Raw genomic sequence first — 22,705 nt, forward strand, 5'->3', positions numbered from 1 at the left:
GGATCCGGCCTCTAGGACGGCGGTGCGACAGCCGAGCTCTGTGAAGGCTCGGACCGCGGAGTCGGCTGCCTGTCGAGCCGAGCCTGCTCGACGTACGGGTCGAGCGCCGCCGGGTCGAGAAGAGCGTCCCGGCTCGCGACGGTCTCGAGCGGTACGCCCTGCAAGATCCGCTTGACCGGGACTTCGAGCTTTTTCCCCGTCAGGTTGCGCGGCACCGAGGGCACCGCCTCGATGCGGTCCGGCACGTGTCGTGGCGAGAGCGCCACCCGCAGCGCGTCACGGATCACTCCGCGCACCACGTCGTCCAGCTCCACCCCGGAGGCGGGGACGACGAACAGCAGAAGCTCCCCGTGGCCACCCTCGGCGTCCTCCAGGTGCACCACCAGCGCATCGGCGACCTCGGGCAGTTGCTCGACGACTCCGTAGAACTCCGCGGTACCCATCCGCACACCGCCGCGATTGAGGGTTGCGTCGGAACGGCCGGTCACCGTAGAGGACCCATCGCGATGGAAGATGATCCAGTCGCCGTGCTTCCAGACTCCCGGGTAGGCGTCGAAGTACGCCGCGCGCAACCGGCTTCCGTCGGGGTCGTCCCACAACCCGATGGGCATCGACGGCATGGGCTTGGTGATCACAAGCTCGCCCGGCTCACCGACGACCTCGCGGCCCTGTTCGTCGAACGCCCGGGTGTCGCCTCCCAGCACTCGCCCGGAGATCCGGCCGGCCAGTACCGGCAGCAGGAGACAGCCCTGCACGAGCGCAGAGCAGACGTCGGTTCCGCCGCTGCCGTTGTTGAGGACGACCTCGGAGCCGAGCTGCTCGGCGACCCAGGCGTAACCCTCCACCGGCATCGGCGCTCCCGCCGTGCACACAATGCGCACTGACAGGTCCAGGCCCCGCAGGTCGACACCCGCGGCCCGGCACGCCATCAGGAATCCCGGGCTCAACCCGAAACAGGTCACCCCCGCCCGCTCGGCGACTCGCCACTGCCACAGAAACCCCTCGTAGCCTGGATCCCCGTCCAGCAACACGATGGAGGTACCCACCAAAAGCCCCGACACGAGCGCGTTCCACATCATCCACGCGGTGGTGGAGTACCAGAGCATGCGATCGCCGGGTCCGAGATCCCACGAGAGCGGATGGTTCTTCAGGTGCTCCAGCAGGATCCCGCCGTGGCCGTGCACGATCGCCTTCGGCACGCCGGTGGTGCCTGAGGAGAACAGCACGAACAGGGGGTGGTCGAACGGCACCGCTTCCGGAGGCGAGAGGTCCGGCGTCGCACCGGCCAGCAGCCGCGGCCAGGACAGGGAATCGGGAACGCGCCACTGGCCGTACTCGACGTCGACGACGTGGCGTAGCGTCGGCAGGCTGGCGCGGATCTCGGCGACCTCCTCGCCGCGGTCGACGTCTTTGCGTCCGTACCGGTAGCCCCCGGCAGTGATCAGTACCACGGGTTCCACCTGCGCGAATCGGTCCACCACGCTGCGCGGACCGAACTCGGTCGCGCACGTCGCCCACACCGCGCCCAGGCTCGCGGTCGCCAGGAATGCGACCACGGCCTCGGGCACGTTGGGCAGGTACCCGACCACCCGGTCTCCCCTACCGACCCCCAGCCCCACCAGCACCGCCCGCGCCCGCGCTACCTGTTCACGCAGCTGTCGCCAGGTCAGGTCGACGTCCGCACGGGTCTGGGACCTACCCAGAACCGCCACCTCGCTGTCCGCGCCCTGGCGCAGCAGGTGTTCCGCGTAGTTCACCCGCGCCCCGGGAAACCACACCGCGCCCGGCATCGAGGCGTCCGCCAGCACCGCCTCGTACGGCTCCGACGACCGCACCCCACCGTGCTCCCACACCGCCGACCAGAACCCGTCGAGGTCCTCGACCGACCAGCGCCACAGCTCCTCGAAGGAATCCAGCCGCAGGCCCCGGTTCTCGGCGAGCCAGGCCAGGAATCCGCCGATCCGGGTGCGCCGTCGCACGTCCGGCGGGGGGGTCCACATGACCTGTCCCGGCGCCGGGTTCATCGCTCTCCCCATCCTGGCCGGTCATCACCAGCATTGGTCATCACGTTCCGTCCAACTCCTCGTGGAATTCGGTGCGAGCCGACGGACGTCGGCTGTCTCCTCGCAGGACGGCAACCCCGGCGCAGCGGCACTCGGGCCGAGCTGCGGGCTCGCCGCAAGGGCGGAGTGGGTGGGTTATTTGGCCATGCATCCGCCGTCGACGACGAGCGTCTGCCCGGTCATGTAGTCCGAGGCGGAGCTGGCCAGGAACAAACGCTGGGCCACGGATCTCGGCGGCTTCGGCCACGCGGCCCATCGGGGTGAATGCCGTCATCGCTTGAGCGATCTCCTCGTTGTCGGAGGTGCCGCCAGCGATGTTCGTCCGGTAGAAGCCAGGGCAGAGCGCGTTGACCTGGATGCCCTGTCGTGCGTACTCGAGGCCGAGCTCGCGGGTCAGGTTGACTACGGCACCCTTGGCAGCGCTGTAGGCAGGGATGGGGAAGAGACTCGAGGATCCTGCGAGGCCCCACATGGATGCGACGTTGACAATCTTGCCGCTCGCCTGGGCGACCATGATCTTCAGGGCCGCTTTGGCGCAGTAGAAGACGCCGTGCAGGTCGACGTTCATGACCTGGTGCCAGTGCGCGGTTTCGACTTGGTGCACCGGAGCGGGGACGGGATCGGCAATACCGGCATTGTTGAAAAGAATGTCGACGCGCGCGAATGTACTCCTCGCCTGTTCGAAGGCCTCGGTGACTTCCGTCTCGTTCGAGACGTCGCATCCTACTGCGAGGGCCTTCCTGCCCAGCTTGCCGACTTCAGCTGCGGTGGCCTCGGCTCCGCTCAGATCGATATCGGCGCAGATGATGTCCGCACCAGCGGAAGCACAGGCCTCGGCGAACTGGATTCCCAGCCCTGAGCCGGCGCCGGTGATGAAGGAAACCTTGCCGGTGAGGTCGAAGATCTTGCTGGTCATTGTTGTGATCCCTTCATCTCCCATGACTCATGCCGTGGTCAATGCGCCGTCGCCAGCATGCGCGGTGCCGGTGACGTAGTACGGGTCGTCGCTCAGCAGGAGGGCGACGACGTTCGCGACCTCGGAGGCTTGCCGGGTCCGCTGAGCGGGCGAAGTCGGCCAGCGTCGGCCGATCACGATCGCTGTCTTCGCTGGGCTGGTCACTGTTCGTCCTTCGTGCGATCAGAAGCGCAGCGCGTGCACCCAGTCCTGGGCGGCAGCCCAGTCACGACCTCGTGCTCGAACCGGCCGACGCCCCGCGCCGTTGGTCAATGGCCGGCTGCCAGCCCCACGCGTACCGTTGCCGGGTCGACGTCCGATCTGATCTCGCCCGGGGTCGTGATCAGGAAGGCGTCGCCGAGCGGCTCTGCCGGTGGTTCCAGGTCGGCCCACACGCCTACCCCGGGGGTGGTGCGCGAGCCGACTCGGAAGACACCGGCTCCATAGAAGGACCCCAGTGCGTCGTGAACCGGGTCGGGCTCTTCGTCGTGGCCCGTCAGGATGAACGCGTCCGGCTCGTGCTCGCCGACGGCTCGAATGACGTCGCACAACACCCGTGATGCAACATCCGGTGCGACATCCGCGTCGCGTGCCAGCCGACCTGGGGCAGGGAGCGTCACGATCAACGCCGCCTTCGCGGACAGAACCATCCGCAGACGGCACATGGCATCGATCTCGACAGAGAAGGGTGGAGTGACCAGCACGGCGCGGGACTCTGGACCTGCGGTGCGAACCGCGAGGCTGAGAGCATCGCCGCCATCGCCGACGGTCAGCGCTGCGAGGCCGTAGAGCTGCTGAGCCGCGCGAAGCGCGCGTGCGAGCGCCTCCGGGTCGCGGGCCGGTCGGCCCGGCGGAAGCTGCTCGAGGCGGGCCGCGTGCCGCTCGAGCATCGGCGCGACGACGGGCCCACCCGCCCCCTCGGCGAGAACGCGTCGAACCTCGGCCCGGTTCGACGGGGTACCGCTCGCCATCAGATCCGTACGATCGGCGTGGTCACGACTCCGTCAGGCCAGCTGCCGAAGTACGTGAGCGCAGCCTCGGCCGGGCGCCGCTCCTGCCAGGCAGCGACGAACTCGGCATACGGCCGGCCGTGAGCCAACCGCTCGGCTCGGGTTGCGGCCCGTGCCGACGCGGTCGCGTCCTCGTCGACGGCGGTGGAGTCCTCGATGAACCTGACGGCGTAGACATTCTCCGCGGTCCATCTGCTCACCCTGCCCGCGACGACGTCCTTCTCGACGAGCGCGGCATCGCGCTTGAGAACGTCACCGTATCCGCCGCCGCCACCGGCGAGCTGGACGATGACATCGCCGTTCTTGGCGACGCGGGTCATCTGGTTGGCATGCTCGAAGGTGTAGGTCCCTTCGATGGCGCGATCGGTCGCCAGCTGCAGGGTGTTGGCAGGGATGTCGGTGTCGCCTCGTGTGAGCTTCTCCCAGAGGTTCGTGTCGTGGATCCAGATGCCGGGGAGGGACGCCGACGGATACCCGCCGAACAGCCCGACGCTCACTGGGATCAGCGAGTTCTTGCCGATCTTCTGGAAGAACATGATCGGTACGTGTCGCGGGCACACCGCCGACTCGGTCGCCAGCCCGCCCTGGTTCATCCCGAAGCCCCCGCTGTCGGTTCGCAGGCCGAAGTAGAGCCGCATATACTGGTACTCGGTCTCGCTGTCCTCGGTGTCCATGGATCTTCCGGCGTGTCCCCAGGGGAATCCGTACGCGTCGACGCCGTCGCAGTCGAATCGCGCACCGTGCCCCTCCGTGTTCATGGTGCTCGCCTCCATCTCGGCAACGGGCACGTCGTACTGGTTCGGACCCGCGAAGACCATCCCGGCCCCCACGTTCGAGATGGGGGCTGCCACCTGATCGTGATCCACACTGGCGAACATCATCCGGGAGAGCACGAGCGGTGCCAGTGACAGCGCGAGGCTGTTCAGCAGCGGCGAGTTGGAGATCGCCGCATCCGGCTGGGCGTTGAACACCGAGCCGTGCGGGACGGTCCAGGTGAACGCGGCGAGCGACCCGTTGGACACCGGAAGGTCCTGGAAGGCGAAGGCGTAGATGTACACAGCGGTGTGCGCCGCCACGATGTGGGGAAAGCAGTTGTAGGCGGAGTCGTTCTCCGGCGACGTGCCGGTGTAGTCCATGATGATGTCACTGCCACGCTTGGTCGCCGACAGCGAACCGCGCACCAGGGCGGGCTCACGGCCGATCGTGTCGATGAACACGTTCGCTCGGTACGTGCCGTCGTTCCAGCGGGAGATCCGCCGGCGCGACGCCTCCTCGGCCTCGACGACGTGCCGCCGCAGCAGTCCGCGGACGAACTCGTTACCCCGCTCGGCGGCGAGCTCCTGGATCCGGATGCGGAGCCGGTCCGCGCCGGTGGCCCTGGCTCGGGTGTCCACGGCCTGCATCCGAGGTGCGCGCCCCATCTGGTTGACCAGCATCTCCAGGATGTCGGCGCGTATCTGGTAGTCCTGTCCGATCCGCATGGGCGTGATCTTCAGGCCCTCGTCGTAGCGGGTCCTGGCGGACTGCGGCATCCCGCCCGGCTCGGTCGCGCCCGTCTCGGGTTGATGCGCCAGGGCGGCAGACCAGGCGATCAGCTCGCCGTCGTGGAAGATCGGCATGAAGGCCATCTGGTCGGGGTTGTGGATGCCGCCATAGGAAGCCTCGTTGGCGTACCAGATGTCGCCCTCGCGGATGCCGACGGATGGGTCGGTGAAGAACTTGTGGAGGACGTACTTGACAGGCAGGGTCGCCGTCACGCAGTGCAAGTACGTTCCGGCCGAGGCGTTGACCAGATCCCCGTTCGCGGTGTAAATGGCGACGATGCAGTCGCCGGATCGCAACATCGAGGTCACGCCGCTGCGGGTGAAGACCTCGCGCGTCTCGGCGAGGAAGTTCACGAGCTTCTCGTGGTAGATCTCGTACTCGCCCGCGAGGAGCTGCTCCATGCAGCGGCGCTCGAGCTCGCTGACCGGCTCTGGCTTGATCCACTCCACCACTGTGGCCGGGGAAACCTCGATGGAGCGGACCTGCAGGTGCGCCGGGACCTGCCCCGGCGCATAGTAGGCGGGCTCTCCTCCAGCATGAGCCGACGTCATGACGGGTTCCTTTCGCTGGCCGCGATGATGAGATTCCGGCGCTCGTCGACTCGCAACGTGTATGCCGGCTCGACCACGGAGGTGGTGTAGCGGCTACGGACAAGTGCCGGGCCGTCGAGACGGACTCCGGGCGACAACATCTCGCGGTCGTAGACGGGGGTGTCTACGAATCCGCTGTCCGCGAACCATGCCTCCCGAGTGCCGACGCGGGCGGCCTCGGCCGAGGCGCCGGGCTCGGTCGGGAACCGCGGAACCGACCATTCGGGCTGCGGCATCTCTGCGCGGAGCACGAAGTTGTGGATCTCGACTCCGCCGGCCGGGAACACGTTGACGTCGCTGAAGAAGGCGGCGTACTCCTTCTCGAACTGGGAGTACACGGCGCGGACGTCGTCTTCGTCCCGGAGTTCGAGAACCGGCGAGGTGAAGCGGTGGCTGTGTATCTGCCCGCCGTACTTCGTGTCCAGCTCGAGGATGTAGGTCGCCAATCGCGGGTCGTACCCCTCACCGGACAGGTCCTTCTCGGCGCGGGCCCGCAGTTCGTCGACGATGTGGTTGAAGGCCTCGAGGTCGGTGAGCGGAGCCTGGGTCCCGGCCGCGAGGAGGTCGATGCGCAAGGAAATCTCGTAGATGTGGGCGACGGGCATCGTCGAGGACCCGAACGCGCAGAACACCGGGGAGTAGGGGAAGACGACGATCTGCGGGGACCTGAGTCGACGTCCGACGCCCACCGCGTGCAACGGGCCGGCGCCGCCGTAGACGAACAGGGTGAAATCGGCCGGGTGGGACCCGCGCAGCAAAGCCTCGCGGGTGATGACGTCGGCCATGTTGGCGTCCACGAGAGAGCGGATCCGAGCTGCTGCCTCCACGACGTCGATGCCCAGCGGATCGGCTACGTGTTCTCGGATGGCCCGCTCTGCCAGCTCCCGCCGAAGCGTGAGTTCGCCGCCGAAATAGTGGTCCGGATCGATGTAGCCCAGCACGACGTCGGCGTCGGTCACGGTCGGCTCGGTGCCACCGAGGCCGTAGCAGGCCGGGCCGGGCATCGACCCCGCTCCGCGGGGGCCGACTTCGAGGCGATCTCCCAACGCCGTGTTGACGGAGGCGATGGAACCACCCCCGGCACCGATGGATCGGGTCTCGAGGACGCTCATGTCCACCCAGTAGCGGTCAATGACCGGTTTGAACTGGTAGAAGCGCGTCCGGCCGTGCACGACCATGCCGATATCGAAGCTCGTGCCGCCCATGTCGGCGACGATCACATTGTTGAATCCGAGGTCGCCACCGATGGCAGCGCTGCCGATCAGGCCGGCGACCGGGCCGCCGTTGAAGGTCTCGACGGCGGAGGTTCGATAGACCTCGGCCATACCACCGGTGTTGTGCACCATCATGATGCCGCGCGTGTAGCCGTGGTCGCGCAGCTCGTCGTTCATCCCGGCGAGCTCTTCCCACATCGCCTGATGGAGGTAGGCGTTGAGCACGGTGGTGTTGGTGCGTGTGTACTCCCACCGTTTCGGCAGTACGTCGGACGAGAGCATGATGGGCATCGCCCCGAGGTAGGACTCGGGATACTCGCTGTGGATGAGATCGCGGATCTCCCGCTCGTGCACGGGATTGAGGTAGGAGAACAGCAGCGAGACGACGAAGCCACGAGCTCCCTTGTCCACCATGGTTCGCAGCTGGCCGAGGAAGTGCTCGCGGTCGAGTGGCCGGACGATCTCCCCGAAGCTGTCGATCCGCTCGCGGACACCGACCGTCATGTCGGTCCGCACGAGCGGAACCGGTTTCTCGATGCGCGCGACGTTGCGCACCTCGTCGTTGCTCGCCGAATCGGTCCACGAGGCGCCCCGCCCGATCTCGAGGACGTCGCTGAAGCCTTCGGTCGTGATCAACGCGAGAGTCGGTCCGAGTCGCTGCAGGAGCGTGTTCATCGCGACCGTCGTCGAGTACCGGATCTCTGCGGTGTCGCGCAGCAGGGATTCGACGTCGGTGCTCAGCTCGGCCGCAGCTTGCTTGAGAGCTCGCATGAAACCCACGGCCAGGCGGTATCCGGTCGTCGGAGTCTTGACGACAGCGACGCGGCCGTCAGCAGCGCGGACGAAGCAGTCCGTGAACGTGCCCCCGATGTCGACGTTGATCGTCGCGCCGACGGCTGCGGGCAACCTGGTGGCGGTCATTCCTGCACTCCCGGGGCGTCGACGATGCCCGCGCTCATCGCGACGGAATCCTCCGCACCGCCGGTTTCCGAGTCGGCCAGACGGCTGAGGTCGAGCTCGATGTCATGGGTGAGCGGGTGTCCGGGTGGCAGCACCTCGACGTCCATCAGGAGCGCACAGCTCGGGCAGTAGAACTCGACCAGTCGCATCCAGTCAGGGTTGTAGGAGAAGGTGAACGGCTCGGCCACCGATGGTTGCCAGAGGTCATGGGGGTCTCGTTCGCGCACGAGCGTCGCCCTCTTGTAGTCCTCGGTCGCCGGCCCCAGGTCCTGTCCGCAGTCGTGGCAGGACCAGCGATGGGTCGCGCTGTCCAGGTCGAGGGATTCGGTGATGCGGCGCCGCATCTCACGCTCCAGGGATCGGGTTGATGATGTGAAGGTCCGCGTGGTCACCGACGGTGGCGGTGAAACCCGGTGGCAGGACGACCGTGGTGTCGACGCTCTCGATCAGCGTCGGTCCGACGTGGCGCTCCCCTGGCCGCAGAGCTGCCCAGGACCGGACAGTCGTGTCGACCCCGGCGGGCTCGACCGCGTCCCAGCGGATCATCCGGGTCGTCGCGGCTTCGTCGATAGGAGATGCCGCCGCAGGTGGACGGGTGGATGTGTCGGCGACGACCCGGAGCCGGATGAGCCGGACCGGCTCCATTACGGCCGAGATCAGGTCAGCAGCGTCCTGACCGCTCCTGATCGCACCGAGCCGGACGGCACCGGCCGCTCCGTCGTCGCCGACCTCGATCTCGACCTCGAAGCGGAGGACCTCCGGATCCACGCCCTCGCTGCGCATGTCGGCACGGGCTCTATCGATCACCACGTCGACGCGATCGCACAGTCCGTGCAGGTCGGGGGCGATCTCGTACGAATGCATCCGGTCGAGCGTGGAGAGACCGTACGCACTGAAGACCGGAGCGAGTGGAAACGCACGGGTCGCTTTGAGTCCCGCCGCCGCGGCAACCCAGCATCCGAGGAGACCACCCGCGCCGCCGCCGGTGAGGAGCTCTACATCGGACGGACGGACGTCGTACCTGTCGAGAAGAGCCCCGATTCCGGCCGCGACCGTGCTCGTCGCCGCCCGGACGGCGGCATGGGCGGCTGTCGGCACGTCCACCATCAATGCATCCGCGATGCGGGCGAACGCCTCGACCGCAGCGTCCTTGTCGAGCTTCTTCCGACCTCCGAGGAAATGCGCGGGATCGAACACACCCAGGCAGCAGAACGCATCGGCGAGGGTCGCGTCCTCGCCGCCGAGTCCGAACGCCGCCGGCCCGGGCTGCGCTCCGGCGCTGCGTGGCCCGACCACGACCTCGCCGTCGACGACGTGCACTATCGACCCGCCGCCGACGCCGATCGACTCGAGCTCGACCACCGGGACCGCGACCCTCGCCCCATCCATGACGGGCTCCACCGTGTAGCGCCATCTCCCTGCACTGAGCAGGGAGATGTCCGAGCTGGTACCACCAACGTCGAGGGTCAGCAGGGCGGGGATGCCGAGAGTTCGCGCCACGTGTGCGGCCCCCGCCACCGCCCCGGCCGGCCCCGAGCCCCAGGTGCGGATCGCCGTCGTCTTGGCGACCCGCGACGAGCCACCGTCGGCATTGCCGATCAGCAGCGGGAAGCGATATCCCTCCCGGCGCAGCTCGTCCTCCACGCGGTACAGGAAATGCGACATCAGGGGATGCAGGTAGGCGTTGATGACCGCGGTTCGCAGCCTGGCCGAGGGGTCCGGACTCCGGGTGACATCGTGGGAGCTCAGAACCGGGACCGCACCGAGGTAGTGACGCGGGTACTCGAGCGCGATCGACTCGCGCAGCGAGTTCTCGGCCGCCTCGAGCGTCTGACCTCCGTCGCCATCGAGCGCGACGACGATCAGGCGGGCTCCCCGGTCGAGCAGACGCTTGACCGCAGCGAGGTGATCGTCACCCGGACCAGCAGCCGCGACAAGGTCCGGTCGAACCGGCAACTCCTCCAACACGCCGGGGCGGGCGTGGAGCTCCGGGCCCAGGAGCAGCCCCAGGCTGGGTCCGGTGCGGTTGATCAACGCATTGGTGCCGACGGTCGTCGACAGGCGGATCGCCCCCGTAGCCGCGAGCAGTGCTCGCCGAGTCAGGGTGAGGACCTCAGCAGCCCGGTCGATGCAGGCGATGATCCCGTGGGTGAGGTCGTGCGGCGTCGTATCGACCTTGACCTGAACGCCGACACCTGACCCCGAGACGTAGCCGTCGGTGAAGGTTCCACCGGTGTCGATGTCGATCGTCATGAAGTCAGGGGCATGTCCCACGAGACCACCTCGTTGTAGTGGCGGCGGCTACCCCTGGCGGGGCACCGTGACACAGACCACACTATAAGTGGGCGGTCCGCGCGAAAAGCACATAGATGCACGGATGTGGATAAGCTAAACGAATGCCCGACCCGATCAACCTCCGGCAGCTGGCCTACTTCCTCGCCGCAGCCGACGCCAGATCGATGACCGGCGCCGCCAAGGCTCTGAGGGTGTCCCAGTCCGCGGTGTCACAGGCCGTGGCGGCACTGGAGCGACGACTCGCCGTGCAACTTCTGCTGCGACACCGCTCGAAGGGCCTGACCCTGACCGCCGCCGGCGCGGAGGTGGTCGCGGACGCCAGGGCTCTTCTCGCTCATTCCGACGAGCTGTTCGCAACCGCGCGCAGCCTGGGGACGGAGCTGGCCGGCCGGCTCGTCATCGGATGCTTCCTGACCTTGGCACCGTTTTTGCTGCCTCAGCTACTCGAGGGCTTCCACCGTCGCCACCCGGGTGTGCACGTCGAGTTCATCGAGGGCTCGATGAACGAATTGCGGCGACTCCTGCAGAACGGCGAGTGCGAGCTGGCCCTCCTGTACGACCTGGAGGTCATGCCGAAGATTCAGCGGGAACTGCTCTACACCACGACACCGTCCGTACTTCTGCACCCCGACCATCCGCTCGCTGCCGAGGCCGAGATCCCGCTCAGCGCGCTGTCTGGTGAGCCATTGGTGCTACTCGACGTGGAACCCAGTTATGAGTTCTACCATACATTGCTGACAAACGCCGGGATCGACATCAACATCCGCTACCGTGCCGGCAGCTTTGAAATGGCGCGCGCACTCGTCGGGCGAGGATTCGGAATCTCTATGCTGATTCAGCGCCCCGCCATCGACTTCACTTATGAGGGATCGCGCATCGTTACCCGCCCGGTAGCCGACGACGTCAACGGCCCGTCGATAGTTCTGGCACACGCCGCGGACGCGACGCTGACACGACGGGCTCGTGCGTTCGCGAGTTTCTGCCGGGCAAGTCTTCCGCCCAGCGGCGGTGTGTGAAACCGGCTCCGACTCCCGGCCCTCCCGGCACCCAATCCACACGACACCAGCGCCTGGGCCGAGACGGTCCGCAGAACCGCCAGCTCCGCGGGGAACCCCAGCGCCGGAGCAGGACGCAGCCGCTCGGCCGCGGCCAGCTGCCCGACCGTGGTCTTCTCGCCGTCGCGGCGCCGCGTGCGGCCGTCCAGGCGCGCGCAGAGCTCGTCGAGACTGTGCTCGGCGCCGGCGATGGTGGCGTCGTCGGCCAGGGTGCGCCACCACCGCTGTGCCGCGGAGTGGTTGGCCTTCTCCACCACGCCCTTGCGGTTGCCGTGCCGGGGCGGACACAGATCCACCCGGACGCCGTAGTGCTTGGCGGCCTGGCGAACGCCGCCGACACCGTCCCCGAGGTCGGTGAGCAGACCGTGGCCATCCGGTCGGATCGCCAGCCGCGGGTCAGTCCGCCGAGCTTGCGGGTCACGCGGTCGAGGGCCTTCGACCAGGTGCGGGAAGTCCTCCGACTCGGCCAGCACCGCCCGCCACCACCCCGAGTGCGCCAGCGACCCGACCAGCAGGTGCCCCACGACGTCGGCGCATCGGGCAGCTCGACCCAGTCCCACTGGGTCTCCTCACCCGGCGGATGCGTGATCACCGCAGCGTCGCGGCCTCTCGACGCGTGGCAGGGTTCGCAGTGCGGGCGCAGCCCGTGCGCGCGGATCGCCGCGTTCAACGACGGATAGGACCCGGCAAACCCCAGCGCGGTGAGTTCGTCGAACAGCGTCGAGGCCCACAGATGCGGGTCCTCGCCCAGCCGCAGCCGGCAGTACTCCAGGAACGGCTCCGTCAGCGTCGGCTCGCGGCGCACTCGCCGTTGCGGGACCCGCGCCCCGCTCAGATCGGTTCCGGCGATCGGCCTGGCGGAGACGCAGCGGGTCCTCGGCCGGGAGGCCCGGGCCGAGATCCGGCCTGGCACCGGTGTCAACCGGTCAGGACGGCTGCTGCGTACCCGCGCGTAGTTCCTCCGGCGTTGCGGTGCCGAAGCCGAAGAACTCCAGGCAGGCGGGGACCATTTCGAACAGCATGTCGGTTCCCGGCTGGATCGTGCAGCCCCTGTCCCGAGCCGCACGCAGAAACGGAGTGACCCCCGGTTTGAGCATGACGTCTCCGACGTAGGCTTCAGGTGCGATGCGGTCGACGTCGACAGGCGGTGCGTCGCCGTCGTTCATCCCGAGCGGAGTAGCGTTGACGATGAGGTCACAACCCTCGGGATCCTTGGACCCGACGTCGACCTTCACCGCAGGATAGTGTCGGCCGATGCGCTCGGCGAGGCGTTCGGAGACGGCCGCGTGTGGATCGACGAGGCCGATTTCGGCCAACCCCAAGCCCGCCAGCGCGGCCGCGATCGCTGAACCCACCCCGCCGTTTCCGACGATGAGTGCTCGCTTTCCGGCGGGGACGAAACCCTTGCGCGACACGCCGCGGACGAAACCGGCACCGTCGAACTGATCGGCATAGAGCGAGCCGTCTTCCCGCAGCACGACCGCATTCGCGGCGCCCGCGATGTCCGCGGCCGAACTCGCATCGTCGACCAGCTCCAAGGTCGCCACCTTGTGCGGCATGGTCACCAGTGCGCCACGAATGTTGTCAGTCGGAAGACCACCCGGAAGAAGTCGGCATAGTGTTCGGACTTGATTCCCATGGGGACGACGACCGCGTCGATGTCATTCTTCTCGAACCACGGGTTGTAGATCAGGGGGGACATGAATGTGCGAGTTGGATATCCCATGTGGGCGACGAGTGCGGTTGATCCACTGATCATCATGTCCGCTCCCTCGGAGCGGCGATCCAGCTCCCGGATGGCGACTCATCCGAATCGATGGAGACGTCCACGATGTGAACGCCTTCCCACAGGCATGGTCGACCTCCGTGCGTCGCCCAGTAGTCGTCCCAGTTCGCGAGCTTGACCCGGTCCCGCTCCAGTCCCCGCGTCTGCAGGCGGCCTCGGAGCGTCTCGGGTGAGACACGAACGCGGACCACTTCGATGTCGACAGACGGCCAGTTGAAACGCTCCGCGACCGCGGTGACGTGTTGGGCATCGGACAGGTACGGACTGAACGGCGCGTCGATGACCACTGAGCCTTTGCCAACCTGATCATGCGTTGGCGATCATGAGGGTCTGAACTGCGGCGATGAGCTTGTCCGCGGTGTTCGGGCTGGAGCGGATCTTGCGCAGGATCCGCCAGTTCTTCAGCTCGGCGTTGGCCCGCTCGCCCGGCCCGCGGCCGTGAGATCCACACCAGGCGGCCGACCGGGTCGGCGATGACCTGCACGTTCAAGCCGTGGGCCTTGTGTTTGCCGGAGTAGAAGGCGCGGTCGTACCCGGAAGCCATGCCGACTCGGTCGATGCGCAACAGGGTGCCGTCGAGGATCACGAACGCCTTGCGGCGGGCGACCGCGATCGCCTGCTCCAGGGACGGGGCCATGGCGGCGAGCAGGTCGAGGGCCTCGCGGATGTAGCGGTAGACCGTGGAGGTGCCGACGTTGAACCCGCAGCCCAGGTCGGCGTAGGTCTCGCCTTTGCGCAGGTAGGCGAGGACGAGGAGGGCCTGGCGGCCGGCGGGAAGCTTGCGCCAGCGGGTTCGGCGCTTGTTGCGGTGCGCTCGCAGCGCGTCGGCGAGCACGCCGAGGGCACGGCTGGACACGGTCATCCCGGACGGGTAGGACAACACTCGAAGCTCCTGATCAGGCGGATTGATCTAGGCAATCGCCCGTCTACCAGGAGCTTCACCCATTCGAGGTCACGCCACGCCGCATGCGCCCTGACCTGCCCGTCCACCAGGTTGGCAAAGGCTCACTGCTCGCCGACCCAGATCGGCACCAGGAATTGGACGGCGCGGGATCTTTAGCTCGCCCTTGCCCCAGCCCCAGCCGGACTCCCGGCGGATCGCTCGCTCAAACCAGAGGGTCTTGCGGCCCGGGGTGAAGTCCACCGACTCGACCTTCACTGCGCAGAGCTCGCCGCGGCGGACACCTGTCATCATCGCCGTCCAGATCACCCGTACAGCGTCTTCGACATGCGCTCCGCCGAGGGCATGGACGTCGAGCTCCACGCCGGCGGCATGACCGGCCGCATCCTGACGGCGACGCCCCCCTCGCGCTCGTCGAGGCCTGCACCGCCTACGCGGGCCGGATCCGGCCGCCGATCCCGGTGTGGTCGACGTGTCGACCTCGTAGAAGCGGTGTCTGCCTCACGACATGAACGCACTGCTCTCTCGACGGCGGGCAGCGTGAGCTGTGAGACGAGTACATGGCCGCGGCGGGGCTTCGACGAGGCCACCGCGCGCACCTTCGAGTTCCGTGCGCCCTCCCGGCGCAACCAGCCCGCTCGACTCTGCACGGACCCGTGAACAGGCTCGACGTCCGCGGCCCCGCAGTCGAGCACCCGCGCACGACTGCGTGCGGCCGCGCCCTCCGAGAGGCGGTCAGGAGGCTTCCGACTCCTCGGAGTCCCGTGCCGCGTCCGCTGTCCCGACGGGCATCAGGGCCCGCCAGTGACCCGCACCGCCCATGTCCGTGGTGATCCGGTAGGCGGCACGGTGCAGGGCGGCAACGGTCTTCGGTTCGTCCGCCGGCATACCGACCACGGCGATGGTGGCCGCGATGTCGTGGTCGTCGAAGACCGGGCCGGCCAGTATCGACATGTGCATCGGGGCGGGCGCGCGGGCCAGGCCCGCCGCGCCCACACCCGCGACCTCGGTCTCCATCCGGCGCCGCTGGACCGGATCCAGCCCCGCCAGGTACCGGGCCGTGGGTTCCTGGTCCTTGGCGAAGCGCAGGAAGAGCTTGCCCTGAGCCGAGTCCAGGTCCAGGAGCGCGCCGACCCGCACCGTCACCAGGATCGGGCTGGTGCCGATCTCGGTGACGAGGGAGACGACCGGGCCGGCCGCGCCCCACAGCGAGAGCACGACCGTCAGCCCGGTCTCCCGGGACAGCCGGCGCATGTGGGGCGGCGCCAGGTCGAGGACCCGGCGCTGCCCCTGCGCCACCGCGCCGAGCTGGACGAGCAGTGGGCCCGGAACGTAGACCGTCGGGTCCTCGACGGTGCGCTCCAGGAAACCCACCAGCACGAGCGAGCCGAAGTAGCGGCTGACCGTGCTCCGGTTCATCCCGACGATCGCGGCGGCCTCCGCGACCGACAGCCGGGGCCGGTCGATCGTGAAGAGCGCCAGCAGCTGTCCGACACGCTGGACCGCCTGGATGTCACCGGTCCCGCCCGAGGCGTTGGTCAACGCTCCTCCTCGGCGGGTACGTCGCGGCCCGCCCGTGTCGGCCAGGCCGCGAGTGTACCGGGATGTGCCTGGATCACAGGCCCAGCAGCTGGCCGGCGTTGCCGCCGACCATGGAACGGATGTCGTCCTCGGCGGTGCCCGCGTCGAGCAGCGCCCGCACCATCCGCCGGTAGGCGCTGACCGGCAGCGGATTGCCCTTCTGCCCCAGGTCCGACGAGATGATCGTCCGGCCGGGCCCGGCCGCGGCCAGGAACGCGGCGATCTCCTGGACCGGTGCCGCCTTCGGCACGCGGCCGGTGAGCATCGCGAGGCAGTGCTCGACGTAGGCACCCTGGCGGGCCCACTCACCGACCCGCTCCGGCTCGGCCGCGACGACGAACTCCGGATGGCTGACGACGATCCGCTCGACCCCCGCGGCCAGCGCCGCCGGGATCAGCACGTCGATCTCGGCGGCGGGCAGGTGCCCGCAGTTGAGCACCGCGGACTCCGCGGCGATGACCGCCAGGATGTCCTGCGCCTCCGGGAGCAGCGTGCCGTCCTCGGCGAGGATGCTGATCGGCTCGTTGTCCCGCAACGGGATCCCCGAGACCGGGAAGCCCGTGCCGTGGTCGTGCTTGTGGTACTCGATGTGGGCCGTCGACGAGATCGTCGGGAACCACACGACCTTGCCGCCCATGCGCAGCGCCAGCTCGACGGCGTACGGGTTGAGCCCGCCGACCGTGCGGTTGAGCGCCACGCCGCCGAACACCTTCACCCCGATGTCGTCCAGCCCGGCCGGGCCCAGCGCGAGAATGTCGGTCTGCATGCTGTGGTGGTGGGACTTGGCGACGAGGGCCCTGAAGCCGACCGTCGCCGCGTCCACCGCCGCGTCCAGGATGGACATCCGCCGCGGGAACGGGCTCGGGCCGGGGTGGGTGTGCAGGTCCACGGCTCCGACGAGCAACCCGTCGGCCTCGGCGTCGGGGACGAAGCGGTCGGGCTCGATCGTCTCGTCCCACAGGGCGTTGGCGGTCTGGGTCATGAGGGGTGTTCCCTTTCGGCGTGCGTTCGGGGCTACTTGACGGCGATGGCGTTGGGCGGGGACCCGACGCCACCGAGGAGGTTCAGCGGCTTGGCGGTGAGCAGGAACTCGTAGACGCCGTCCGCGGCGCAGTCCGCGGCCAGCTCGTCGAGCTTCCAGAGCTCGCCGATGATCAGGCCGAGCAGCGCGATGATCGGGCGGTGCATCATGCCGTTGTGCGAGGGCCCGCGCTCGGGCAGCGGCTCGTCCGGGTCCACCCAGCCGGAGTCCGTGCGCACCGGGAAGGACTCCAGGCCGCCGTTGTCCGCGGCCATCATCGCGACCTGGTGGTCCCAGAGCCACGCCAGCATGTCCTCGGACTGGTCGAGGCCGGTGCCACCGGTGCCGCGGCGGGCGAGGCGCTCCTCGGGGGTGAGCCGCACCCACTCCGCGGAGTACCCGGTGTGCAGCAGCACGATGTCGCCGGGCCGGACGCGCACCCGGCCGAACTCCGCGATCGCGTCCAGGTCCTGCGGGGTGATGCGGCGCATCGTCCCGAACTCCAGCGGCTCGCCGATGCTCGCGAAGTACGCCACGGCGTCGAGCAGGACACCGCGGCCGGCGATGCCCTTCTCGGCCAGCAGCTGGATGCCCAGGTCCGGCTTGCCCACGTCGACGTTCTCGTCCGGCACCCCGCCGTAGAAACCGTGCTTCGGATGCCGGATGTGCCGCAGCCCGTCGACCTGCGAGGTGGACTGCAGGTAGAACGAGTCCACCCAGTCGTCGCGGTGGTTCGGGTTGTTGGCGAAGATGCGGTGCTCCGTCGGCGGGCGGGTGCCCGCCAGGCTCGGCACGAAGGTGTTGAGCGGGTAGTCCAGGTTGAACGTGGCACCCCGCTTCACCAGGCCGGCCGCGGCGGCGGTCCGCTCCTCGGTGAGGAAGTTGAGCATCCCGAGCTGGTCGACCGGACCGAACAGGCCCCACGACGAGCCTGCGGGCGCGTCGGTGCGCTCCCGCAGCTCGGCGTAGCTGGGGACGGCGGTGCGGGTCACGGAGGTCGTCATGCGGACCGTCACGTCCCGCTCGCGACGGACGGCTCCGAGCCGACCGTCCCACCCGCCGGGGCCTGGTCGTCGTCCGTGCCGGCGACGCGCAGGTCGATGCCCTTGGTCTCGGGACCGGCCGCGGTGGCCGCGAGCACGATCACCGCGCCGAGGACGGCCAGGATGCCGGCGGTCCAGGCGAAGGGCACGAGCGCGCTCAGCCACACCATGTAGTAGGAGAAGAAGGCCGGGATGATGACCGCGGTGCTGTACGCGACGCCCCAGCCGGTGGACCGGACGCTGGTCGCGAACCGCTCGTTGATGTAGGCCGGCAGCACGCCCAGCGGCGCGGCGTTGAGGATGTGGATGCCGATCGCGAGCAGCGTGAGCGTGCCCCAGCCGAAGCCGACGTTCGACCCGATGACCGAGATCAGGATCGGGTAGCAGACGAGGCTCGCCCCCATGACGATGAAGAGGACGTTCTTGCGGCCGATCTTGTCGCTGAAGAAGCCGGCGACGATGTAGGACGCCATGCCGAACACCGACACGATCAGCTGGGTGTTGGCGAGGTCCGCCGGGGTGAAGCCCTCGTTGCCGAGCAGGAACTGGTTCAGCACGCTGCCGGTGAGGTTCACCGTGAAGAAGATGCCGGTCATGATCACCCAGGCCTGGACGAAGGCCCGGCCGGACTTGCCCTTGAGCACGCGGCGCAGCGCGGAGGTGGTGTGCTCGCCCTCCTGGGCCCTGACCTCCTGCTGGATCGTCGACTCCTCGACCTTGCGGCGCAGGAACCAGGCGATCACGAAGGACATCACGAAGCCGAGCACGAACGGCAGGCGCCAGCCCCACTGGACGTAGGGCGAGTTGATGTCACCGCTCGGGGCGATCAGCAGCACGACCGCCATCGCGGCCGCGACCAGCAGCGGGCCACCGGAGGCGGAGCACTGGATCACCGCGCCGACGAGACCGCGGCGGGCCGGCGGGGCGTACTCGAGCGCCATCGGCGTGGCGGCGGTGTACTCGCCGCCGAGGAAGATGCCCTCGACGAACCGCAGGAACAGCAGCAGGCCCATCGCCGGGACCGCGCCGATCAGCTCGGCGCCGGGGAGGCACGCGATCAGCAGCGAGATCGTGCCGAAGCCGTAGATCGTGACCGAGCCGACCCGCGCCCGGCCGATCTTGTCGGCGAAGTGCCCGAAGATGATGCCGCCGAGCGGGCGGCCGAGCAGTGTCGTCGCCAGCGTCAGGCCGGCGAAGATGGCCTTGCCCTCGGCCGAGATGTCGCCCTGGAAGTAGACGAGCGCGGGCAACAGCACCGACGACACGATGTAGATCGAGTACGAGTCGACGGCGAAGCCGGCCCAGGCGCTCAGGATCGCCCGCCGCCGCCGGACGCGGAAGTCGGGGTCCGAGGTGCTCACGGACATGGGATCTCCTTGGGAGGGGGTGGGCGGAGCCTGAGGCAGTGTGTGGGTGGCCCGGCGGGCGGGATCAGCCGGCCGCCGGGGCCGGGTACTCCTCGGCGTTGAGTACCCATCCGGGCCGCGCCGAGAAGTCGTGGCGCGGGCCGGAGAAGATGTCGATCAGATGGTTCGCCCGCCAGCCGACGCCCTGCGAGGTGTGCACGGTCGGCGGCGGGATGATCGCCAGCGACGGGCTGCCCACCAGGGCGTGGTCCTCCGGGCGCCACTGCCGCCCGTCGGTCCCCCATGGCGTCTGGATGTGGTGGACGTAGGTGCCCGCGACGACCAGGCTCGCCTGCTCGAAGTCGTCGTGGAAGTGCGGCGACATCTTCGAGAGGTCACGCGGCCCGGTGCCGGCCTTCAGGAAGTTGACCATGAAGGACCGGGTGCGGAACAGTCGGCCGAACCGCTTCGGGTCCTCCGGCACGTCGGACATCAGGTAGGTCCGCCACCGGTACCCGCCGACCGGCTCGGGCCACGGCTCGAGCGGGGCCACGTGCGCATCCGGCTCGGCGTAGGCGGCGGCGTTCGAGGCCTTCGCCGCCCACTCCGTCTCCCCGGACTCGATCAGCTGGACGACGGGACCGGTGCCGGTGCTCGTGATCGCGCTCTCGCCGGGCGGGACCACGACCAGGGCGGGCCCGGAGACCTCGTGGGTCTCGTCGCCCGCGGTGCCGGTGATCGCGCTGTGCTCGTCGATCAGCAGCAGGACCTGCTCGGTGCCGAGGGTGGCCTTCCAGACGAGGTCCCCCGCGGCCGGTTCGGTGTAGATCAGGACGAAGTTCTGGCCGCGCGAGATCCACTGGTTGGTCCCGGAGCCGCTCTGCACGTCCGGCGGCGTGACCGAGAAGTCCAGGAACTGCGGCGCGGAGATGGGCGCGCCGGTGTTCGGCTTCCCGGCGGGGGCCGCGAGCACGGAGCGCAGGTCGTCCTTGGCGTAGGCCATGCGGGTGAATCCTCCTCGTCAGCGGGTGGTGGCGGCGGCGGTGAGCTCGGCGAGCGCGGTGCGGGCTGTCGCGGTGGCGGTGCGCGCGGCCGAGCCGAACAGCCCGGTGTCGTTGCCGACGAGCAGGAACGAGCAGCCCTGCTCGGCGCGCAGCCGGATCTGGTCGGCGCCCTGGACCACGGTCCCGACCGGGACCCCGGCCTCGACCGCGGCGCCGATGGACCGGGTGACCGCCTCGTGGACGACGGGCGAGGTGGCGGGCACCCCGAGCGACAGCGAGAGGTCGCCGGGCCCGACGAAGATCGCGTCGACGCCAGCGGCGGCGAGGATCGCCGGCAGGTCCTCGACGGACTCGGCCTCCTCGACCATCGCGATCCGGGCGACCTCGTCCCGGCCGGCCCGCACGTACTCGGCCGGGCCGCCGGGCAGCGCACCCCACAGGCCCGCGCGGGAGGCGTAGCCCATGCCGCGGGTGCCCTCCGGCGGGAACAGGAGCTGGCGCATCGTGGCCTCGGCCTGCCGCCCGTTCGAGACGTGCGGCACGAGGACGCCGGCGGCCCCGGCGTCGAGGTAGCGCTGGGCGTCCCCGTAGCCGTGGTCGGTGATCCGGACCAGCGGCGCCACCCCCATCCGGGAGTAGACGACCACCAGCGAGTACACGTCGCGGACCGAGAGCAGCGCGTGCTCGGTGTCGATCACGACGAAGTCGAAGCCGGCCTCGCCGAGGATCTCCGCCATCTCCAGTGCCGGGATCTTCACGAAGGTCCCGAGGACCGGCCCGTCCGAGGACCGGAAAAGCTCACGGAAGGAAGCCATGGGTGGCGAATCTCCATCGAATCGGCGCGCTGGCTGCGGGGCGTCTCCGCCTCGCGTTGTTCGTTTCCCGAACAGCCTGTTCGCGATGCAGGTTGCACCCTGACGATTCGATTGCGCAAGCCGAACCCGCGAGAGACGCCTTCTGTATCGATTCCGGCGATCGACTCCGCACGTCCGGGCCACCCGGGGTTGACCGGGCGCCGTGAGCGCAGCTACGGTCCGCAACGCTTCGTCGCGCATGGCGCGACGAGCGTCCCGCTATACGCGACTCATCAGAATCGGCTTCCGACCGGGCGACCCGTCCGGCGCCGACCACCCGATCGGCGACGCGCGCGACCCGTTCGCGGACGACCGGACGACCGGCGGGCCGTCGGCGCCACACTCGATCACTCAACGCAGAGGAGAAGGGTGCATGAGGACCAAGCACCTCCTGGTCGCGGCCGTTGCAAGCACCGTCCTGGCGACCGCCGCGTGCGGGTCGGCGCCGGCCGCGGACCCCGCCGGAACGGCCGGCCCGGCCACGACCATCACCTGGCAGACCACCGGTGGTGACGCCACCGAGTACGAGAAGAAGGCCTTCCAGGAGCCCTTCACGGCCAGGACCGGCGCCAAGTTCGACAACGTCACGTCGCTGAACTACATCAGCCAGCTGCTGACCATGGTCGAGGCCCAGAAGACCATCTGGGACGTCGTCCACACCGGCTCCTACCTGGCGAAGCAGTACTGCGGCAGGCTCTTCGAGTCCATCGACCTGTCGAAGTACAAGACCGACCTGGTGCCCCCGGGCACCACGACCGACTGCTCCGTGCCGGCGGTCAAGTACGCCACCGTGATGGCCTACGACACGACCGTCTACAAGGGAACGGTGCCGACGTCCATCAAGGACTTCTTCGACACGAGGACGTTCCCCGGCAAGCGGGTCTTCTTCGGCGGCACCCCGCGCGGGATCGTCGAGGCGGCCCTGGTCGCCGACGGCGTGGCGCCGGACAGGCTCTACCCGCTCGACGTCACCCGGGCACTGGCCAAGCTGAGCACGATCAAGCAGGACATCATCTTCGCGCCGTCGTTCACCGCGGTGCAGCAGAGCCTGGTGAACAAGCAGGCCACGATGACGCTGACCCTCAACGGGCGGCTGGGGATCATCCAGGACAGCGGCGGCACGCTCGCGCCGGTGTGGGACTTCACCAGCTGGGACTTCGACTCCTTCGTGGTGCCGAAGGGCTCGCCCAACGCGGCGGCGGCCAAGCAGGCCCTCGAGTTCACTCAGGAGCCGGAGAACCTGAAGAAGTACGCGGCGCTGAGCGGGCTGACCCCCGTCCGCAGCGACGTCGACCCGAACACGATCGAGTTCAGCACGAACGGCAAGCTGTTCAACCCGTTCGTCGGCCAGGGCAAGGGCACGGTGAGCCTGCTCGACCCGACCTACTGGGCGCAGAACTCCACGGACATCACGCAGAAGTGGACGGCCTGGCAGGTCGGCTGACCGCTCCCCCGGGCCGTGCCCGGCGACGCTCGTCGCCG

20 protein-coding genes and 1 pseudogene are annotated in these 22,705 nt (G+C 68.9%); 2 read left to right on the plus strand and 19 right to left on the minus strand.

The window, feature by feature from the left end:
• Nucleotides 1–11 precede the first annotated feature (11 nt).
• From ABD993_RS21590 to ABD993_RS21625, 8 genes are all read right to left on the minus strand, one after another.
• Nucleotides 12–2,024 carry an acetoacetate--CoA ligase gene (locus ABD993_RS21590; protein ID WP_425569081.1) on the minus strand — a complete coding sequence of 671 codons (2,013 nt, stop codon included), beginning with the start codon at nucleotides 2,022–2,024 and terminating at the stop codon, nucleotides 12–14.
• Between the two features lie 40 nt (nucleotides 2,025–2,064).
• Nucleotides 2,065–2,979, minus strand: coding sequence for an SDR family NAD(P)-dependent oxidoreductase (locus ABD993_RS21595; protein WP_345421367.1), 915 nt, complete (start codon nucleotides 2,977–2,979; stop codon nucleotides 2,065–2,067).
• 27 nt (nucleotides 2,980–3,006) lie between these two features.
• A complete protein-coding gene (locus tag ABD993_RS21600; protein WP_345421370.1) occupies nucleotides 3,007–3,183 on the minus strand; it encodes a hypothetical protein in 177 nt (58 codons plus the stop codon).
• 104 nt (nucleotides 3,184–3,287) lie between these two features.
• Nucleotides 3,288–3,989: a hypothetical protein gene (locus ABD993_RS21605; protein WP_345421373.1), complete on the minus strand. Its 702-nt coding sequence runs from the start codon at nucleotides 3,987–3,989 to the stop codon at nucleotides 3,288–3,290.
• Nucleotides 3,989–6,124: a hydantoinase B/oxoprolinase family protein gene (locus tag ABD993_RS21610; protein ID WP_345421376.1), complete on the minus strand. Its 2,136-nt coding sequence runs from the start codon at nucleotides 6,122–6,124 to the stop codon at nucleotides 3,989–3,991. Before ABD993_RS21610 ends, ABD993_RS21605 begins: the two co-directional genes overlap by 1 nt.
• Nucleotides 6,121–8,298: a hydantoinase/oxoprolinase family protein gene (locus tag ABD993_RS21615; protein ID WP_345421379.1), complete on the minus strand. Its 2,178-nt coding sequence runs from the start codon at nucleotides 8,296–8,298 to the stop codon at nucleotides 6,121–6,123. Before ABD993_RS21615 ends, ABD993_RS21610 begins: the two co-directional genes overlap by 4 nt.
• Nucleotides 8,295–8,681: an acetone carboxylase subunit gamma gene (locus ABD993_RS21620; RefSeq protein WP_345421382.1), complete on the minus strand. Its 387-nt coding sequence runs from the start codon at nucleotides 8,679–8,681 to the stop codon at nucleotides 8,295–8,297. Before ABD993_RS21620 ends, ABD993_RS21615 begins: the two co-directional genes overlap by 4 nt.
• Before the next feature lies 1 nt (nucleotide 8,682).
• Entirely contained in the window at nucleotides 8,683–10,590 is a 1,908-nt protein-coding gene (locus tag ABD993_RS21625) for a hydantoinase/oxoprolinase family protein (RefSeq protein WP_425569082.1), read from the minus strand.
• Nucleotides 10,591–10,733: 143 nt separating this feature from the next.
• On the opposite strand from ABD993_RS21625, the gene ABD993_RS21635 reads away from it, so the two are divergent.
• Nucleotides 10,734–11,648, plus strand: a complete 915-nt coding sequence (locus ABD993_RS21635) for a LysR family transcriptional regulator (protein WP_345421385.1) — start codon at nucleotides 10,734–10,736, stop codon at nucleotides 11,646–11,648.
• A gap of 965 nt (nucleotides 11,649–12,613) precedes the next feature.
• Here ABD993_RS21635 and ABD993_RS21640 read toward each other — a convergent pair.
• From ABD993_RS21640 to ABD993_RS21690, 11 genes and pseudogenes are all read right to left on the minus strand, one after another.
• Nucleotides 12,614–13,225 (minus strand): shikimate dehydrogenase family protein, encoded by a 612-nt coding sequence (locus ABD993_RS21640; protein ID WP_345421388.1) that lies wholly within the window; start codon nucleotides 13,223–13,225, stop codon nucleotides 12,614–12,616.
• Nucleotides 13,226–13,248: 23 nt separating this feature from the next.
• Complete coding sequence (locus tag ABD993_RS21645) at nucleotides 13,249–13,449, minus strand: hypothetical protein (protein WP_345421391.1); 201 nt, start codon at nucleotides 13,447–13,449, stop codon at nucleotides 13,249–13,251.
• Nucleotides 13,446–13,760, minus strand: coding sequence for a hypothetical protein (locus tag ABD993_RS21650; RefSeq protein WP_345421394.1), 315 nt, complete (start codon nucleotides 13,758–13,760; stop codon nucleotides 13,446–13,448). Before ABD993_RS21650 ends, ABD993_RS21645 begins: the two co-directional genes overlap by 4 nt.
• 19 nt (nucleotides 13,761–13,779) lie before the next feature.
• Nucleotides 13,780–14,356 (minus strand): annotated as a pseudogene (locus tag ABD993_RS21655) (transposase family protein).
• A gap of 69 nt (nucleotides 14,357–14,425) precedes the next feature.
• Nucleotides 14,426–14,737 (minus strand): site-specific integrase, encoded by a 312-nt coding sequence (locus tag ABD993_RS21660; protein WP_345421397.1) that lies wholly within the window; start codon nucleotides 14,735–14,737, stop codon nucleotides 14,426–14,428.
• Nucleotides 14,738–15,109: 372 nt separating this feature from the next.
• Nucleotides 15,110–15,916, minus strand: coding sequence for an IclR family transcriptional regulator (locus ABD993_RS21665; protein ID WP_345421400.1), 807 nt, complete (start codon nucleotides 15,914–15,916; stop codon nucleotides 15,110–15,112).
• A gap of 73 nt (nucleotides 15,917–15,989) precedes the next feature.
• The gene (locus tag ABD993_RS21670; RefSeq protein ID WP_345421403.1) at nucleotides 15,990–16,937 is read right to left on the minus strand and encodes a DUF6282 family protein; all 948 of its coding nucleotides are present in this window, start codon (nucleotides 16,935–16,937) and stop codon (nucleotides 15,990–15,992) included.
• Between the two features lie 32 nt (nucleotides 16,938–16,969).
• A complete protein-coding gene (locus ABD993_RS21675; protein ID WP_345421405.1) occupies nucleotides 16,970–17,980 on the minus strand; it encodes a cyclase family protein in 1,011 nt (336 codons plus the stop codon).
• Nucleotides 17,981–17,988: 8 nt separating this feature from the next.
• Nucleotides 17,989–19,386, minus strand: coding sequence for an MFS transporter (locus ABD993_RS21680; RefSeq protein ID WP_345421408.1), 1,398 nt, complete (start codon nucleotides 19,384–19,386; stop codon nucleotides 17,989–17,991).
• Nucleotides 19,387–19,450: 64 nt separating this feature from the next.
• The gene (locus tag ABD993_RS21685; protein WP_345421411.1) at nucleotides 19,451–20,368 is read right to left on the minus strand and encodes a hypothetical protein; all 918 of its coding nucleotides are present in this window, start codon (nucleotides 20,366–20,368) and stop codon (nucleotides 19,451–19,453) included.
• A gap of 18 nt (nucleotides 20,369–20,386) precedes the next feature.
• Nucleotides 20,387–21,184 (minus strand): HpcH/HpaI aldolase family protein, encoded by a 798-nt coding sequence (locus ABD993_RS21690; RefSeq protein ID WP_345421413.1) that lies wholly within the window; start codon nucleotides 21,182–21,184, stop codon nucleotides 20,387–20,389.
• A gap of 412 nt (nucleotides 21,185–21,596) precedes the next feature.
• Here ABD993_RS21690 and ABD993_RS21695 point away from each other — a divergent pair, with 412 nt between their 5' ends.
• Nucleotides 21,597–22,667: an extracellular solute-binding protein gene (locus ABD993_RS21695; protein WP_345421416.1), complete on the plus strand. Its 1,071-nt coding sequence runs from the start codon at nucleotides 21,597–21,599 to the stop codon at nucleotides 22,665–22,667.
• Nucleotides 22,668–22,705 lie beyond the last annotated feature (38 nt).

It is taken from the genome of Pseudonocardia xishanensis (genome assembly GCF_039541715.1).
In the GTDB taxonomy this organism is placed as follows: Bacteria; Actinomycetota; Actinomycetes; order Mycobacteriales; family Pseudonocardiaceae; genus Pseudonocardia; species Pseudonocardia xishanensis.

Bases quoted from the DNA above. Each gene is read 5' to 3' on its own strand.
- ABD993_RS21590 (WP_425569081.1), bottom strand. From the start codon at position 2,024: ATGAACCCGGCGCCGGGACAGGTCATGTGGACCCCCCCGCCGGACGTG.
- ABD993_RS21595 (WP_345421367.1), bottom strand. From the start codon at position 2,979: ATGACCAGCAAGATCTTCGACCTCACCGGCAAGGTTTCCTTCATCACC.
- ABD993_RS21605 (WP_345421373.1), bottom strand. From the start codon at position 3,989: ATGGCGAGCGGTACCCCGTCGAACCGGGCCGAGGTTCGACGCGTTCTC.
- ABD993_RS21610 (WP_345421376.1), bottom strand. From the start codon at position 6,124: ATGACGTCGGCTCATGCTGGAGGAGAGCCCGCCTACTATGCGCCGGGG.
- ABD993_RS21615 (WP_345421379.1), bottom strand. From the start codon at position 8,298: ATGACCGCCACCAGGTTGCCCGCAGCCGTCGGCGCGACGATCAACGTC.
- ABD993_RS21620 (WP_345421382.1), bottom strand. From the start codon at position 8,681: ATGCGGCGCCGCATCACCGAATCCCTCGACCTGGACAGCGCGACCCAT.
- ABD993_RS21625 (WP_425569082.1), bottom strand. From the start codon at position 10,590: ATGACGATCGACATCGACACCGGTGGAACCTTCACCGACGGCTACGTC.
- ABD993_RS21635 (WP_345421385.1), top strand. From the start codon at position 10,734: ATGCCCGACCCGATCAACCTCCGGCAGCTGGCCTACTTCCTCGCCGCA.
- ABD993_RS21645 (WP_345421391.1), bottom strand. From the start codon at position 13,449: ATGATGATCAGTGGATCAACCGCACTCGTCGCCCACATGGGATATCCA.
- ABD993_RS21670 (WP_345421403.1), bottom strand. From the start codon at position 16,937: ATGACCCAGACCGCCAACGCCCTGTGGGACGAGACGATCGAGCCCGAC.
- ABD993_RS21675 (WP_345421405.1), bottom strand. From the start codon at position 17,980: ATGACGACCTCCGTGACCCGCACCGCCGTCCCCAGCTACGCCGAGCTG.
- ABD993_RS21680 (WP_345421408.1), bottom strand. From the start codon at position 19,386: ATGTCCGTGAGCACCTCGGACCCCGACTTCCGCGTCCGGCGGCGGCGG.
- ABD993_RS21685 (WP_345421411.1), bottom strand. From the start codon at position 20,368: ATGGCCTACGCCAAGGACGACCTGCGCTCCGTGCTCGCGGCCCCCGCC.
- ABD993_RS21690 (WP_345421413.1), bottom strand. From the start codon at position 21,184: ATGGCTTCCTTCCGTGAGCTTTTCCGGTCCTCGGACGGGCCGGTCCTC.
- ABD993_RS21695 (WP_345421416.1), top strand. From the start codon at position 21,597: ATGAGGACCAAGCACCTCCTGGTCGCGGCCGTTGCAAGCACCGTCCTG.